Origin of the sequence: Legionella moravica DSM 19234, assembly GCF_000423305.1 — a bacterium.
GTDB lineage: Bacteria > Pseudomonadota > Gammaproteobacteria > Legionellales > Legionellaceae > Legionella > Legionella moravica.
Window position 1 is genome coordinate 129327 of sequence record NZ_AUHS01000018.1, and the last position, 17264, is coordinate 146590.

Sequence of the window (17264 nt, forward strand, 5' to 3'; positions counted from 1 at the left end):
AAGCAGATCGAATCTTTGCTCGCATACTCTACTGCTTCACTTCATTTACAACGACTACTTATTTACAAAGAGCTCATTCGTTCCTTGTATCCACTAATTAAGGATTGCCCTATAATGATGATCATGAATCCTATTATTCCATGCAATCGGAATTACAAAACGTAGGTGTTTCAGCAATGACTGCTAATTACTATGATTTTTATCAAAAAAATCCCGTTTTCTCATCTGAGTTTTACAGCCAGTTTATAAGAACACTGGGAAAAACTCATGCTCAATGCGCAGATATTGGAGAATGTTTTGTTACTTTGCATCAGATAAAAGATAAAGAGTTTAACAGCTGGTACAAGGCCTGGCATGATATGGCTGAAACAGTAGCCGAAATGGGTAAGGAAAGTGAACAATCAGGGCATGTTTACAGTGCCGGAAAAGCCTTCCTCCGTGCTGCAGAATATCATCGTGCCAGTGAATTCTTTTTAAGGGCTAACCTCGAAGATCCACGAATCATGGTTATCTATGATCAGCTGCAATCCTGTTATGAACGAGCGCTTCATCACCTGCATCCCAACGCGATAAAAGTAAGAGTGCCTTTTGACCATCACAGTCTGGATGGTTATTATTTTACAACGCCAAACACACCTAAAGCCACTTTGCTCATACCCGGGGGGTATGACAGTACAGTTGAAGAGCAATACCCATTAGTGAACGCGGCCTTATCAAGAGGTTATGATGTTCTGACCTTTGATGGTCCCGGGCAAGGGCATGTGCTTAGAAGATACGGATTAACCATGCGTCCTGATTTTGAAAAAGCATGCTCTCCAATCCTGAACTGGATGGATATCAATGCACGCAATCATCGATATATTGGCATCGGACGCAGCTTTGGAGGATATCTGGTACCACGTGCAGCATGCAGCGAACAACGTTTGTCTGGATTAATCTGCGATCCTGCTCAAATGAACCTGGGTACCAATCTCCAAAAGATGCTTAATCCTGAAGTTCTTGACTGGCTGAACACGGGCAATAAAGAACAAGTGGATCTCTTTTTTTCGGCACAATTCAGCAAAGATCCGATGAAAGCATTTTATTTTTATTCACGAATGTCTGCCCATGGCTTGCATTCTGTATTCGATTACCTGAATTGCCTTAAAGAATATACTTTTGAAGATCATATTGAGGGAATTAGATGCCCCACCCTGGTTTGCGATAATCCTCATGACCGTATCGCGAGCTCCAGCAAAGCATTTTATGATGCCTTAACCTGCGAAAAGACCTACGTTGTATTTTCAGCCCAAACAGGTGCTGGCTCACATTGTGAGGTCGATGCCAGCGCTCAATTTGAACGAATTATTTTTGATTGGCTTGATGAGCATTGTACCATCTGACTCCCTGTAATAAGACTACATTAATGCCAGTTTCTGTTATGATTAAACTAAGGCTCATTGAGTGATGAAAGAATACCTACTGATAATGGATATCATCAATGCATAATTTGATGTTAATTTTTTTAGCGTTCCTGCTGGTTTTACTTAATGCGTTTTTCGTTGCCGCAGAATTTGGAATGGTTAAAATAAGGGCTACCAAGATACAAGCCATAAAAGACCGTTACGGACTCCGAGGACGTATTTTAGAACAAGTGCATCGTCAGTTAGACGCCTATTTATCTGCCTGTCAGTTAGGGATTACCCTTGCCTCATTAGGACTTGGGTGGATTGGGGAGCCCGCATTTGCTCAATTGTTGGAGCCATTATTTCTATTTGCCGGAATCACATCACCCAAAATCATTACCTTCACCTCATTCCTGGTTGCCTTTAGCATTATCTCTTTTCTTCATATTGTTGTTGGTGAATTAATGCCAAAGTCCCTTGCCATCAGACAATCAATGATTATTTCAATCTGGACGGCGATACCGTTATACGCATTTTACTGGTTAATGTATCCAGCAATCTGGGCGTTAAACAGTTGTTCCAATTTCTTTCTTTCAATCCTGGGATTAAACAGCTCAAGCCATCATGAAGGAACGTACTCCAGTGATGAGCTCAAATTAATCTTGAGTGGTAGTCATCTTCATGGAGAATTGGATAAGGATGAGCGTGAAATCCTCGAACATACCCTGGATTTAGCCGAGCTTAATGTGACTGAAGTCATGCGACCTGCCGATGAAATGGTCGCGTTAAATATTGATGAGCCCTTTGCAATCATTGCTCAAAAAATCCTGAAAAACAGATTCAGCCGCTATCCTGTATATGACACGGCAAAAAAGGAAATGGTTGGAGTCATCCATGTCAAAGACCTGTTTGCTGATTTATTAATGCAAAACAAAATAAACACAGTGACACCTTACATACGACCTATTTTAAAGGTAACCCATAAGCTCCCGGCAATGGATTTACTCCGTAAATTTCGTGCAGGTATGCCGCATTTTGCCTTGGTATACAAGAATAAATCGACTTTAATTGGATTTGTAACATTGGATAATCTGTTGCACGTAATGATTGGTCGTATTAAAGATGAGTTTCATAAAACCCATGATGATTGGGTAAAAAATCCAGACGGTTCGATCAGTACCAAAGGAGACTGCTCTCTGTATTCGCTCGAGAGAGCTCTGGATTGCGATATCACTCTGTCTTCTGAAGAGGAAGAGCTGAATACCTTATACGGTCTTATCATCACTCGTCATGGAAAATTGCCCAAAGAGGGGGAGATAATTCCATTTACTGAGTTTGATGCATTGGTTGAACAGGTTCAGGATTCATCCATTATAAAAATTAAAATAATCCCCAAAACAGAGAATATACACCCAGATATCATCAAATAAATGATATCTGGTGTACGAGATGCCCCATGAAGAGAGGATTATCCATTAACTGGATCGTGATTTAAGCGAGTGTAGACATATCAATAACAAATCGATATTTTACATCACCTTGTTCCATGCGTTTGAATGCCGTATTAATTTCATCTATCCGTATCAGCTCAATATCGGCAGTAATGTGATGTTCGGCACAAAAATCCAACATCTCCTGCGTATCTTTTATTCCACCGATTAACGAACCGCTAACATTCAAGCGCTTGAAAATCATAGGTAATAAAGGCAGTTCCATTGGTTCAGCCGGCAAGCCCACCTGAGTAAATTGCCCACCAACCTTAAGAAGGTTCAGATAACGGTTCATATCATGCTGGGCTGATACCGTATCCAGAATAAAATCATATTGATTGGCCAGAGCATTCATGGCTTGTTCATCTGTAGAGAGTACTACATCGGAAGCACCCAATTGTTTTGCTGCATCCACTTTATTTACCGAAGTAGTGAAGACTGTGACGTAGGCACCCATGGCATGGGCCAATTTAACCGCCATATGTCCCAGACCACCTAATCCTACTACCCCTATTTTACTGCCCTTTCCAACCTGAGCTTTTTTCAATGGCGTGTATGTAGTAATACCGGCACACAATAATGGCGCTGCAGCAGCAGGATCCATCGATTGATTGATGCGTAATACGAAGTCCTGGGTGACTACAATCTTTTTAGAATAACCACCGTATGTCACTCCTCCAGAATGAGCATCTTTAGAGTTGTAGGTCTGTGTGCTACCTGCCACGCAATATTGTTCCTCATGATGTTGGCAGTTTGTACAATGGCGACAGGAATCAACCATGCATCCAACCCCTACCAAATCACCCACAGCAAAGCGAGTAACATCTGCACCGACTGCAGTAACCCGTCCAACAATCTCATGTCCAGGAACCATAGGATATTGAGAGAATCCCCAATCATTGTTTACCTGATGGATATCGGAATGACAAATACCACAATATAAAATATCAATAGCGACGTCTTGTGCATTAGGCTCACGGCGTTCAAAACTAAAACGTTCCAGGGGAGCGCCTTTATGCAGGGCGGCATAACCAATAGTTGCTGACATAATCTGTCCTTACACTAAACTGAATTAATAAATTGACCTGGTCATCATAAACCGACTCAAACCCATGATGATTTAAAAATATAGACCTATTTGCAGTATTGATCCAGCCAACACTCTCCATAAGAATCGCATACTTCAACTTCCTCACAAACCGGAGCGTAGTATCGTTGAACTGGAACATTAATGATAACATTAGGAACAACAAACGTTGGACCAACACCATAATAATAACCGCGATTGTAGTATGGATAGCCCCCTGGATAGGGATGACCTCCAGGGTTATATACGGTTATGTCTTCGCCGTGATAATGGACATTTCCGCCGCCAAAACCAACGCGGACCGCACCCCCATTCCAGGCCTGACTGACGGAACAGACAAGCACACCCAGCACAATTGCACAAACTTTTCGCGCAGAGCTCTTGTTCTTCATCATAACATTCACCTTCTTTTTTATTTTTGGAATTTATAGAGCGCTTTTTAACAGGCTCTGACCGCTTACGGACAGAAACCAAACACCTCTTTTATTTTTGGCGGGATTGACGAATTTTTTTATCCGTAGTGTATTGGGACAGTGAATAAACAGCCCAAAGAGCTGCAGGGACCCATCCTATGAGTGTGATTTGTAGCAGCAGACAGATAATACCCTGAATAGGTCGTCCGATAGTGAAAAAGACCGTAAAGGGTAAAAATATAGCCAGAAAAAGACGCACAGTAGTTCCTTACAAACAAAAGCAGTTCTTATTGATTTAATTGTAATCACTTGATATTTGATAATCAATGAGTTAGGTGCAAAATATCCTCATCAACTTCAGACACTTCAGTCTGTGTATCATAATACACAAAGAGTCTAAGAGTTCATGCGGCCTAAAGGTTACAGTTCATCTCGCCTGATGTTCGGAATAAAAAATCGGTATCGTTATGATCCCGTTTATTTTTCCAAACGTCTTTTTTGATGCAGCGACTGATAAAAAAAAAATCAAAATGCACTATAATTTTTAAATGTACCTGCATTAAAGTTCGGAGATCATATGTACAAGTTAATTCAAATTGAAGGTATAGGTCCCAAATTTGCGGCAATGCTCAAACAAGCAGGAATTGAAGATCAGGAAGATTTATTACACATCTGCAGCAGCCGAAGAGGACGTCTCAAGTTAGCAGAACAAACAGGAATTAGTCATAAATTGATTCTGAAATGGACGAATCAGGCAGATTTGGCACGTGTCAACGGCATCAGCGAAGAGTATGCAGAATTATTGGAAAAAGCAGGGGTGGACTCCATCCCCGAACTGGCTCATCGCAATCCTGAAGACCTTTATTCCGTTTTGAAAGAGAAAAATGAAGACGGCCATTTAGTACGACACATCCCAGGACTTCCTCAGGTAATTCACTGGATAGAGGAAGCCAAGAAGCTACCCAAAAAGGTATTCCATTAAAGTCTAATGACATTTCACCTTCCACCTACGCCCCGTGGCTTATACCTGAACGATCTTCGCTTTTTAAGCGTAGATTGGACCAAGGCCCAATGGCACTACCTACACAAAATAAACCCATTGGAACCCGCGGTCGATGCCGCGGGAATTCGGTTTAGATATTAGCAATTACCATTTTTCGAATTCCGCAGTCAGGGCCGTGGAAATTCGAAATACAGCATGTACTCACATATCAAGCGAATTCCCGCGGCTGTGATCGCGGGATCCAATGTTTTAGCACAGCCATCCTGGTTCCGCGATTAAATCCGCTGGCCTTCGGCAAAGATGTGATCAAGAGACAGTTGCTTGCAAACAGAGGGCTGTTTTCTAAAGATTCAAAATCGAAGCTCATCTAGTGCTCATAAAATACTGGTTACGAGTAACTGTCTCTTTCCCGCCTTAATGTTATTGAAGTCACATATTTTAATTTCTGTTAAACGAAAATTAGCACAAACTTAATAATACCTTAACACTCCATTGCTATAATTGCTCGAATGTGAAATAGGAACATCAAGCAAATGCCTATACTCTATCAAGGTAAAGAATTAACTCGCTATAAAGAAAAGTCCGGTGGAAAAAACAATAGCAACGTCGATGGCTTTTATAAAAACACAGATAAAGAACTATTTTTTATAAAAAAACCTGCAGATAAGAGTGAATTGTTTGCAGAGTTATTTGCCGGATTATTACTCAATGAATTTAAAAGCCGCCAAATAATCAGCGAAATTTATTATCCTTCGCTTATTTGTGCCGATGTCATTCAATTTGAGGACCAGTCCTACGGATTGATCCAGCCTTTGGTGGATTTTGACGAGTTGCATAAAATTATTGGGACCAGCTATCGTGATGGAAGCGATCGAGATCCGTTAAAAGAAGCCCTTTCCGGACCTGATTACTATACAACAGTAACCAAACTGGGAGAATCCTTTGGTTTATCGATGGCATTGATGTTTTCCCTATTACTCGGAGCCCACAGCGTTCACAGCGGTAACATAGTCGTGCTCAAAGGAAATGAAAACAGTACCAGCACGCAATTCGGCCGAATCGACTGGGGCGACGCATTTCGCAATTTTGCTCATAAGGACAATAATTCGAATATTCTTTACGCCTATGAAAATCGAGGCATATTCAATTACAGACGATTTACCAAAGACTATTTCCTCAATTTCAAAAAAATCAATGGCCTGTTTCCTGCCATGGCTGAAAAAGCCAAAACCTTAATCCCTAAATTGCCGGAAGATATCCTCCTTGATATTGTAGTCAGTGCATTGAAAAAAATCCCTGCCGATCTCCTTGATCAAACAACCAAAAATCAATTAGCAGGTTATATGTTTATGCCATCCTTTAAAGAAGTTCAGCTTGGCCCAGAGGCTCATGTTGACCAATTCGCTACAGAAATGGCCCAAATACTCGAGCAGCGCATGAATAAAATCAGCGCATTAAAAGATTTTGTTGCTCAGGAAATTCCAGAACATATGTATGCAAGCGTGATACATGTTCTACCCTATGCACTGACCGCTGAAGGGTTTACCTCCTTCCCTGAAATAATAAAACATTGGAGTAGCACAATAAAACCCGATGCTCCAATTGATCTCTCTGGACTAAATCTCTCAAATCTGGCACATATATTTAATCAGTACGTTTCAGATCTCGCCATCAAATGCGAAGCAACGAACCAATGGGCGCACTCTCACACCAATAATGCCAATATATTCCAGCCCTATTATAAAGGACAAGGAGAACAAATCCACGGACATGCTTTTATTCCTCAATACAAAGAAAGCACAATAGTGCGCCGTTTATTTTCCATTGATTCTCATACTCTTAATACACCAAGATTTACTGCCTTTGAGCAAACCATAGAGCAATATACCAAAGAACATAACGGTTCGGCATGGACAAAAATTCAAACCCTGCTAGGACTGGGTCAAGAATTAATCATGCTCCTGAATATAGCAAACCAGATCCAAAAATTTGGAATGGATGAAGAAATCAGCCAAAACATTCTGCTTTTTAAAACGAATCTGACTGAGTTCCTTAAGGCCGAAGCTGAGGTTCGTGAACTTCTGGACAATCCACAATCACCTTTTTTAGAGAAACCTGTTCAAGAAAGCCACTTTTTTTATCCCATAGACGATATGGAATTAAATCAAATGACTGGCGATCAACTGGCCACAATCTACCTGGAAGAGATGAATGGTTTTGTTCCAAGCCCATTAGTCATCCGGATCATAAAAAACGATGCCTTGTGGCTACGCATGAGTCAGTCTTTTAATACTGCTGTCTTTAACCCAAGACTTGATAATCCCGTGGAAAAAATCACAAAAGCCCACGAATGGAGGCAATTATTTGAAGCCTTACCAAGCGAAGACCCCGAAAAAATAAATTCGCTAATGCAGCAGATAAATGAACAGGAATCGCACAGTACCCAATTAAATGAACAGATTCTCACCCTGCAAACAGCAAACACTGAACTTCAATCAGAAGTTAAAAAAGAGCAACTAGCTAAAATTGACGCAGAACAGTCTGCTCAAAAGCTGTCAGAAGAACTCGAACTGCAAAAAAGGCAAATAGAGCAACTGCACCTGCAATTGGCTGAACAAGACCGAGCTATTTCAGAACTGCAGCAGCAAAACGCAGTTACATCTATTCTGAGCACAGAGGAACACCATTCGCCTCAATCGATAAAGCAAAATGAACAAGATGATGCAATCCAGCGCCAACTCAAAACAGAAATAACTCTATTTCAAAATGAACTGAAAAAACGTAAAACAACAGCAAATCCATTAGCGGAGTTGATTCAAGAAGATGCCAAGGCACAACAAAGATATGAAATTGCCATGGAACAGAATAAGTCCCTTCATTTTGCCCGCCTGGAGCGAATAGCTCCAGTCTTAATTCAAATCAAGAATATCGAAATGAAAGCGGCCAGGTTGGCAAAAAGAAATGAAACCAAGGCAGCCAATGCCGCATTCACTCTCGCCTCTCAAATACGCACTGAAATGAAACTCTATGCAGAAAATAAAGAGCCCAATGAACTGATTGCTTTGAACGATTTTAAAATCAAGGCAGGCCAACACATTAATGCCTCCAAAGGTGTATTAAATCATCATAGGGAAGAATGGAAATACATACTGGCCAATGTCACTGTTGGAATACTGCTGCTTGGAATCGGTTATGCTGCTGCTATTTTAATTAACAAACAAGTAACCGGTCATTATACGTTCTTTAATAAAACAGACAGTGTAAAACTTGTGGAGCAGTTAAACGAGAGTATCGTTTCAAATGAAATAAAACCTTGCAAAGGCAGTTGAACAGCTTAAACTTCAACCAGGAGGACTGTAATCGTTCTTTATGCACCTGCTTTTAATCGTGATGAAACCATGACGTTGTTTTTAAAAACTCAACTATTTCCTGACTTATATCTACTGCATTAGAAGGATGCCTAACCGTATTGCACGTAATGATTTCTTTGGCACCAACAGCCATTAAATTTTGATAGGCATCTCCGGCAAAGATCGCATGCACACCGATGCACACTGGTGAAGGTACTTTCAGCGCCTTCAAATGTTTCACCGTTTCAACCATTGTCATGCCTGTAGAAATAATATCATCAATTAAAATGGGCGTGTAACCAGGGTAACGATCCAGATTGGGGATCGATACCTCAACAGAATGGTCCCCCCTTCTGTGTTTTTCTAAAATCACAAATGGCGCCTGTGCTTCATCCGCAATATTTTGGACCCATTGCATGCTTTCCTCATCAGGCCCTACAAGTAATGGCTCATTAATGTTATTTTGGATCCAGTGCGCAATAGGTCGGGTTGCGTGCAACACTTGGGAGGGAATCTCATAAACTTCATTTAAGGCATGCCAACGATGTAAATGAGGATCTAAAGTAATTAAGCCATCAAAGTACGCCGAAATCAGTTTGGCAAAAAATTGTGATGTAATCCCCTGGCCTGGTTCAAATACTTTATCCTGACGCATGTATGCTAGGTAAGGGGCAATCAGAAACACCTGGGAAGCACCCAAGATTCTTGCTGTTTCAGCAGCAAATATTAATGGCATAATTTTAGGGTTTGGTGCATCCAGGCTAGTGAGTAAGAGTACAGTTCGATTTGATACCTCTGATTCAATTTTAATAACGGTTTCCCCATCGGGAAACTGATGTTGCTTGATTATGCCTGATTCATAATCGCAGTTTTTTTGAATTTTATGAGCCAACTCATCATAGTCAAATAAAGGGAATAGAATGGGTTTGTTGTTCATTAACTGACCTCAATCTGAAATATATCATGTTCCTGTTTCAAAAAATCAAGCGCATAATTCAACTGTCCTTTGGTCTGCGCATGGACTTTGAATAAAGGTTGGGATTTGGCGACCACACTATGGAGAGGTACAAATAATTCAACACCCGCAGATTTTTCTTCAGGCGCCCCGGCCAATTTAGCAACACGGGCAATATGGCGATTATCAATATTGACTATCGTACCCGACACAGTGGATTCTATAGTATGAGAAAAAGGAGCAATTGGAATGGTTCTAAAACCACCTTGAGCTTCACAAATCGCTTTAAACTTGGCTAAAGCTTTACCACTATCAAGCAGTTCCGTTGCAATGGCTAGCCCCTGGCCTGGAACAATGCCCTGAGCGAATTCAATGACTTGCCCTGCGAGTAACAATGCATGTTCTCTCAGGCTTTGTGGCGCATCAGCATCGCGATTAAGAACAGAGAGCACATCAACGGCTTCCAAAGCCGGACCGATACCTCGGCCCACAGGTTGCGCCCCATCAGAAAATACAATTTTTATGTGCAGACCAAATTCATGGGCAACTGCTTCAAGAAAATTTTTGAGCCTTCTTGCTCGCTCTATTGAACGGACTTTAGCAGTCGTTCCAATCGGCATATCAATAACAATATGGGTTGATCCAGCAGCAATTTTTTTTGACAAAATGGAGGCGACCATTTGCCCTTCACTGTCGATATTGACCGTTCGCTCAATTCTGATCAATAAATCGTCTGCTGGGCTCAAAGCCATGGATCCTCCCCAGACCAGACATCCGTTCTCCTTCTCTACCACCTTTCGCATTGCAGGTAAATCCAGATCCACACAAGTAAATACCTCCATAGTATCCGCTGTTCCGGCTGGGGAGGTAATCGCTCTTGATGAGGTCTTAGGGATCATCAAACCGTATGCAGCAACAATAGAAACCACTATGGGTGTCGTTCGATTTCCAGGAAGCCCCCCAACACAATGTTTATCAACGATAATGGGTGATGGCCAAGTAATCCGTTGGCCTGTTTCTATCATTGCTTTAGTTAAATCAATCACTTCTTTTTTGGACATTCGATCATCAGAACTGGCCGCGATAAACATGGCAATATTAATGTCTGATAATTGTCCGGATATGAGATCTTCTATGATTTGTCGGGTTTCATTGGCTTTCAATTCATGACCATAAATTTTAGAACGTATATAACTCAATGAATCAAGAGGTTTTGGGTGAGTAACCGTCACTTCATCACCTACTTGAGCTGCCAATAAGTCCCAGGCATAACGAGAAAGGCTTGCTTCATTATGTCGCAGCAATTTGGTTTCAACAGTATTCACAGTAGCAATAATAGAACGATCCTTCAAAGTCACCCTCACCCGTGTCTGAGCCGTAAATCCTTCCGATTTACAGATATAACAATCCTCTCTCATGTAAATGATGGGATCTTTAAAGGTATTGATACCTAGATATTTAAGCGTCAAAGTGGAATACGTTTCGCTCATAATAAACCCGATAAAATTGTTTTAATAATCATGTCCTTATGCAGGGTGTTTTATCACATGCAAAACGATTGAACCAATCATAAAAACAGTATGCCATAGTCCGTCTAACAAAAAAATTACAATAGCATACTTTGATGTCAATTAAGGTATTCATGATATAGTAATTCCTCGAACATACAGGCTTGCTGGTTTTATCATGACACAGCAAAACTGATGTTTCATTTAAAATCAATTCATTCACTAGGGGCTGTTGATATTTCATTATGTTCAAGCCTACTTTCCGCGACTTGTTCGCGGAATCGATAGATCGTGCGCAAAACAAGAATATATTGCGCCTATAAAGAGTGAATTGGATCCCGTGAACAAGTCGCGGGACGTCGAAACTTGAATTGTCAACAGACCCTAACTATTAAACGTGTTTAAAGGATTAAAATGGACGTAAGTAAAGAAATGAAGGGAACTCCAATCCTGGTAGATCCAGTGTCTAATGTTTTAAAATGGGTATTGTTAATTACAGCAATCCTATGCTTTATTGTAATGATTTGGGGAACTGTCAAAACCTATCAATTAGCTCCCCCACTGCCTCATCAATTTCTCACTTCTTCCGGAGCAATCCTCATGACCGATGAGGACATCGTTTCTGGAAAAGCGGGGTTTCAAAAAGCAGATCTGATGGATTATGGCAGCCTTTATGGAATGGGCTCTTATTTTGGCGAGGATTTTACTTCACTATATCTGTTGGATTTAGGTCGAAAAACTGAAAATAACATCGCTCAAATGCAATTTAATAAACCATTTGCCGAATTATCGGAGAGCGAACAATACACCACGCGCAAAGCCATGCAAAACATGCTTCAACACATTGATTTGTCTCACGAATCCACAACCATACCTGACGCTGTTGCCACAGCAATAACTCAGATGCAAACAGAAATTGCAGCCGAGCTACTTCAACATAATCCAATCAAAGGATGGACAAAAGCATACAGTCTGAATCAAGACAGTGCATTGAAGGTTGCTGATTTTTTTATTTACTCATCGTTGACCACAATCGCTCATCGTCCTGGAACAGAGTTTTCATATACCAATAATTGGCCCTATGAACCCACCATGGGCAATACCCCGACACCTTCTACTTTTTATTGGACCTGGGTTTCCTTTTGCTTTGTGTTCTTTGGTTTTGGGGCTGTTCTGTACCTCTACCATCGTTATCTGAACGATCCGGATACAGCACCAATGACCCCTGTGTTATTAGCGTTTTCTTCACTGACTTCAAGTCAGCGAAAAGTAGGTAAATATTTTCTAATCGTCGCTGTAGTATTGTTAACTCAAATTGCAGTTGGGGTATTACTGGCCCACTACTACACGGAACGAACCGGGTTTTATGGAATCAAGATTAACGACTACCTCCCCTTTAATTTCCTGCGTGACGTGCACACCCAGACACCAATAGTCTGGATCGCTCTATCCTGGATCAGTTCGGCGGTATTTTTGGCCCCCATCATCAGTGGTAAAGAAGCAAAATGGCAGGGCGTTCTGGTCGATGTATTATTTTGGGTCACCTTGTTTATCGTCGCTGGAGCCATAATCGGTGATTATTTGGGGATCATGGGAGTGATTGATACAGCCTGGTTCTGGATTGGTAATCAGGGATTATCGTACCTGCAACTGGGTCGACTCTGGCAAATTGGTTTTTGCGCAGGACTCTTTTTATGGAGTTACATTGTATTCAGGGGAATGTGGCCAACATGGGACAGACTCAAAACAGCATCCATCCAATTTTGGACCGGCAAAATTCAACTGGAACATCTCTTTTGGGCGAGCACTATAAACATCGCAGTTTTATACTGTTTTGGCATGATTCCTTTAACTGGTATTGAAAAATCATTTACCATCACTGATTTTTGGCGTTGGTGGGTAGTCCATCTCTGGGTAGAACAGTCTTTTGAGTTTTTTGCTGCCTGTGCTACGGCCTATTTACTCATGGGAGTCGGTTTGGTATCCAGGCCTTTAGCCGAACGTACCGTATTCTTTGAAGCGATTCTCATCTTTTTAGGCGGTGTCATAGGTACTGGCCATCATTGGTATTGGACTGGAGGCCCAGATATGTGGGTACCTTTAGGATCCATGTTTTCTTTTATTGAAGTGTTGCCGATTGCTTTGCTGATCATCAATGCCATTCAGGAACAACAAAAAATTAAACGGCATAAAGATTTTAAACAGTCCCTGGCCTATCGTTATATTCTGGGTGCTGCATTTTGGAATTTTGTTGGTGCCGGAGTGTTTGGCGGAGGCACTTTAAACGCCCCCTTGGTCAATTATTACGAACACGGTACTTTTTTAACATTAAATCACGCCCATACCGCCTTGTTTGGCGCCTTTGGCCTGCTTGCGCTGGGGATGGTCTACTTTTGCCTTCGTTATGCAGCCGGAGATCGATTCCAATGGAGTGATCGATTGGGAACATGGGCTTTCTGGCTTTATAATCTGGGACTTGTTTTATGGATAGTTTTGAATTTCTTCCCCATAGGTTGGCCACAATTACAGGCAGTTTATGAACAAGGGCTCACTTATGCGCGCAGCCTTGAATTTTATGACACCACCCTGCTTTGGCAATGGTTACGCATACCAGGAGATGTTGTCTTTGCCCTTGCTGCCGTGCTAATGGCCTATGACTTCATGGTTAAATTCAAAGTAATTTTTTCAAAAAAATCGCAGGATTGCGTGATTCATTAACTTTTAATCTGGCTCAGGTGATCGGCGACAATCACCTGAGCTAGTGACGTTGGTAATGACTACCTCAAAATACTCTCACTTAAATAGACTATAATCATAAAATAAGCTGAAGTTAATTCGCCTCATTGTTCTTGTAAGAACTAATGAGACTGAATCAAACTGGTGTCATTTATCCATCACATTGGGGGCACATGGAAATCCCTGAGTCAGTAAGAGCACTTTTATTAGAATTACCACTTCATTTAGATGAAGAGGAGCCATCTTAATGCTTATAGATAACGAGATCAGTAAACAGTTAAACCAAAGATTGGTTATCGAATGCTATAAGGATTATATATTTCTTGTAATCAGTGATATTGCAGCCGCAGTAATTTACTTCAGCGTATTATGGGATTACGTATCCAATAGAACCGTTTTAATCTACTGGCTCGTCTCTGAAATTATCATTAATGATGTCATCAGGATAATTTTTTTATGGTTTTACCATAATCAACTCAAGAATTCAAAACCTCAAAATCTGAAATTCTGGAATTTCTATTATATAGCAACTTCGTTTGTTGCCGGCATCTTCTGGGCAATTGGTGGATTGATTTTTATTTACGTTGATGATCCTTTGCACCGTTGCATCATTTTCCTTGTTTTAATAGCCATATTAACGGCTCCTGCTCTTAAAATGATAGCAATAAAATATGCATTCATCGCATTTGAAGTGCCAATAGGCATCATGCTTTTTTTGGTATCCCTATCCATCTCTCCTTCAGTCAGTTTAGAGTTATTTCTGGGGGTAATCATATTACTGGTACTTTTAAGTTATGGCTCTTTATCCGCTCATCAAACTTTAAGAAATTCCATATTAAAAACTCTGGAAAATAATCTCCTTATTGATGAGTTAAAAATCAGTGAAGACAACTTTCGTAACATCATAGAAAATGCTCCTATAGGGATGGCTTTCTTATCTCTTGATGGGAAATATCTGGATGCCAATCATGTGGTGTTGGAGCTACTTGGCTACACCAAGGAAGAATTAAGCAAATTAAGTTATCAGCAAATTACTCATCCTGATGATCTTGAAAACTCACTCCATGCCGTTCATAAATTAATTAACGGAGAAACATCTGTTGTTAGATTAGAAAAAAGATACATTCATAAAAACGGAAGCATTATTACGGCCATTAGCAGTGGAACGATAATTCATCAATACGATAACCTTAAAGTATTCCTTACTCAGATAGTTGATATCAGCGATCGTGTAGCAAATGAACATAAAATCCTTGATCTTAACAATAAAACCATTTCGACCCTAAATGAATTAACCCTTCTTGAAAAAAATGAAAAGCTTGTCAATAAACTGAATGGGATGCTGCAACTGTGCATCACCATGGATGAAACCTATCCAAGGATCAATTTGATTGCTCAAGAGCTTTTTTCAGGTTTTAATGGCGCCCTGTCTGTACTCAATAAATCCAACAACAGTTTGGAAACGGTCATCCAATGGGGAAAGGATAAAATATTACGCAACATATTTTCGCCAGAAGACTGTTTTTCAATTCGCGAAGGCAGCATCACCATTATTGATGATCCTGAAACATGGGTAGCTTGCCCTCATTACCTGAATCCTCCAGTGGGTGGATATATGGTCTTGCCATTATTCGTGCAAAATGATTTATTAGGAGTAATCCATCTTTCTGCACAATCCGCCATTCCTATACCCAAACATCTTCAGGATACGGCACTAACATTTAGTAATATGGTTAAAATCGCCTTATCAAATATTAAATTGCGTGAAAAGCTACGGGAGCAGTCATTACGCGATGCACTGACCGGCTTATACAACCGACGTTATATTAATGAATATCTGCCTAATGAACTGGCAAAAATGATGCGCGAAAAAAGCACTTTGAATGTCATCATGATGGATTTGGATAATTTTAAAAAATTTAACGACAATTATGGTCATGAAGCCGGTGACGAAGTCTTGAAATTAATTGGACAAATCATCAACCAGAAGTTCAGAGTCGGTGATACAGCGTGTCGCTTTGGCGGCGAAGAATTTTTAATCACAATGGTTCATATCGAATTGAATGATTGCATCCAACGATTAGAGGAGTTTCAGAAAGCAATTAAAAGTAAATCGGTATTTTTCAATAACCAGATTTTACCTGTGGTCACTGTTTCTATAGGTTTGGCCATAGCTCCCAGGCATGGAACCTCAATGGATGAACTAATCCAGGCCGCAGACCAAGCACTCTATAAAGCTAAAATGTTAGGTAAAAACAGAATCGAGCTGTATGAACCGCCTGGTCCCAGATCATAAAGCTGGTCTATAATAACTTATATTGGAGGCACACCATTTTTAATTATTAAAAAGAGGTCAGCCCTCGCGAACGAGCAATTTCATTCGCTCCTGCACACCCTGTTATAAATCAATAAGCAGTTAGTTTTAGTTAATAAAATGGATTGAATAAGGAGGAAAAGTAATGAGTACACATAACAGGTTAGTCACTATTTTATCCATGCTGAGTGGGCTATTGCTCATAACAACTCCAATTCAAGCTGCTCAAAACATTAATGGCCTGTCCCAATGCATGGTATTTTGCAAAGGAGATAAAAACTGTATCGAGAGTTGTATTGCTCAATATACTAGCCAAGGCACTGCAAAAGACAGAGTACAATGCCTGGTAGGTTGTGGCTTGGGAATTTCAACACAAAGTGATAATGCCACCTTCATGGAAACGATTAAAGCATGTTGTCAGGGTTGCCTGAACTCAACGCATTAAACCGATTCATGATTTCGGAAGCATTTTAGAAGCACCCCTAACCCTTTCGTTCTTTTAAAATGACAACGACTGGGTACTGGCAGAACAGCCTTCAGAAACTGAGGGCACACGATCTCCTTACAAATCAGCCATAAACTCGTTTTGGAAAGGGGTCCTTCGTTGAAACCAAGAAATAGAGCGTTTTTCGTAGGCCCTAAAAACTAAATTCATCAAGGATGAGGACTGTCATAGAGCTCTTCTTCGGGATCTTCATCAAGTCCATGAGCTTTGATTTCGCCTTCAGTATCAATTGGCCCCAAATTACTTTCCAGATTTTTCTTAACCTCTAAAGGCATGTCATTAGGATCATAAGTCGTCTCTATACTGTCCTGAACTCGAGCTTCTCTGACTTCTGTTGCTTCTTGAGAAGAGGCCTTCTCTTGCATTTGCTTTTTATAGAGTTGGGAGGGATATTGCAGTGTAGTCATGTAAGAACAACCCATATGATAATGCTCTGTTTAAATTATAGACTATTTTTTGATTCTAGCTCTGCACATGGCAGGTTTTTTGTCATGTAGAGCAATTCCAGTTACTGCCAG

General features: G+C 40.6%; 13 protein-coding genes. 7 read left to right on the forward strand and 6 right to left on the reverse strand.

Annotation, left to right across the window (positions count from 1 at the left end):
* Positions 1 to 176: 176 nt before the first annotated feature.
* Both G543_RS0105170 and G543_RS0105175 read left to right on the forward strand, forming a co-directional pair.
* On the forward strand, positions 177 to 1382 hold the full coding sequence (locus G543_RS0105170; RefSeq protein WP_028383587.1) for an alpha/beta hydrolase family protein: 1206 nt from the start codon (positions 177 to 179) through the stop codon (positions 1380 to 1382).
* Between the two features lie 98 nt (positions 1383 to 1480).
* Complete coding sequence (locus tag G543_RS0105175; RefSeq protein ID WP_028383588.1) at positions 1481 to 2815, forward strand: hemolysin family protein; 1335 nt, start codon at positions 1481 to 1483, stop codon at positions 2813 to 2815.
* Positions 2816 to 2876: 61 nt separating this feature from the next.
* On the opposite strand, the gene G543_RS0105180 is transcribed toward G543_RS0105175, so the two are convergent.
* From G543_RS0105180 to G543_RS18645, 3 genes are all read right to left on the reverse strand, one after another.
* Positions 2877 to 3923 carry an NAD(P)-dependent alcohol dehydrogenase gene (locus G543_RS0105180; protein WP_028383589.1) on the reverse strand — a complete coding sequence of 349 codons (1047 nt, stop codon included), beginning with the start codon at positions 3921 to 3923 and terminating at the stop codon, positions 2877 to 2879.
* Positions 3924 to 4009: 86 nt separating this feature from the next.
* Positions 4010 to 4357: a hypothetical protein gene (locus tag G543_RS0105185; protein WP_028383590.1), complete on the reverse strand. Its 348-nt coding sequence runs from the start codon at positions 4355 to 4357 to the stop codon at positions 4010 to 4012.
* An 88-nt stretch (positions 4358 to 4445) separates the two neighbouring features.
* Positions 4446 to 4634: a YqaE/Pmp3 family membrane protein gene (locus G543_RS18645; protein ID WP_081675615.1), complete on the reverse strand. Its 189-nt coding sequence runs from the start codon at positions 4632 to 4634 to the stop codon at positions 4446 to 4448.
* Positions 4635 to 4952: 318 nt separating this feature from the next.
* Here G543_RS18645 and G543_RS0105190 point away from each other — a divergent pair, with 318 nt between their 5' ends.
* Entirely contained in the window at positions 4953 to 5357 is a 405-nt protein-coding gene (locus G543_RS0105190; protein ID WP_028383591.1) for a DUF4332 domain-containing protein, read from the forward strand.
* 554 nt (positions 5358 to 5911) lie between these two features.
* Entirely contained in the window at positions 5912 to 8707 is a 2796-nt protein-coding gene (locus G543_RS0105200) for a LepB GTPase-activating domain-containing protein (RefSeq protein ID WP_028383592.1), read from the forward strand.
* Between the two features lie 52 nt (positions 8708 to 8759).
* On the opposite strand, the gene G543_RS0105205 is transcribed toward G543_RS0105200, so the two are convergent.
* Together G543_RS0105205 and G543_RS0105210 are read right to left on the reverse strand one after the other, a co-directional pair.
* The gene (locus G543_RS0105205; protein WP_028383593.1) at positions 8760 to 9665 is read right to left on the reverse strand and encodes a ribose-phosphate pyrophosphokinase; all 906 of its coding nucleotides are present in this window, start codon (positions 9663 to 9665) and stop codon (positions 8760 to 8762) included.
* Positions 9665 to 11173 (reverse strand): thymidine phosphorylase family protein, encoded by a 1509-nt coding sequence (locus G543_RS0105210; RefSeq protein ID WP_028383594.1) that lies wholly within the window; start codon positions 11171 to 11173, stop codon positions 9665 to 9667. The genes G543_RS0105205 and G543_RS0105210 overlap by 1 nt, the downstream gene beginning before the upstream one ends.
* A gap of 432 nt (positions 11174 to 11605) precedes the next feature.
* Here G543_RS0105210 and G543_RS0105215 point away from each other — a divergent pair, with 432 nt between their 5' ends.
* The 3 genes from G543_RS0105215 to G543_RS0105225 all read left to right on the forward strand — a co-directional run bounded on the left by G543_RS0105215 (position 11606) and on the right by G543_RS0105225 (position 16686).
* Entirely contained in the window at positions 11606 to 13909 is a 2304-nt protein-coding gene (locus tag G543_RS0105215) for a nitric-oxide reductase large subunit (protein ID WP_028383595.1), read from the forward strand.
* A 265-nt stretch (positions 13910 to 14174) separates the two neighbouring features.
* Positions 14175 to 16223 (forward strand): GGDEF domain-containing protein, encoded by a 2049-nt coding sequence (locus G543_RS0105220; RefSeq protein WP_035921451.1) that lies wholly within the window; start codon positions 14175 to 14177, stop codon positions 16221 to 16223.
* 163 nt (positions 16224 to 16386) lie between these two features.
* Positions 16387 to 16686 (forward strand): hypothetical protein, encoded by a 300-nt coding sequence (locus tag G543_RS0105225; protein WP_028383597.1) that lies wholly within the window; start codon positions 16387 to 16389, stop codon positions 16684 to 16686.
* A 209-nt stretch (positions 16687 to 16895) separates the two neighbouring features.
* Here the strand turns inward: G543_RS0105225 and G543_RS0105230 are convergent, their stop codons facing one another.
* Entirely contained in the window at positions 16896 to 17153 is a 258-nt protein-coding gene (locus tag G543_RS0105230; RefSeq protein ID WP_028383598.1) for a hypothetical protein, read from the reverse strand.
* Between the last annotated feature and the right edge of the window lie 111 nt (positions 17154 to 17264).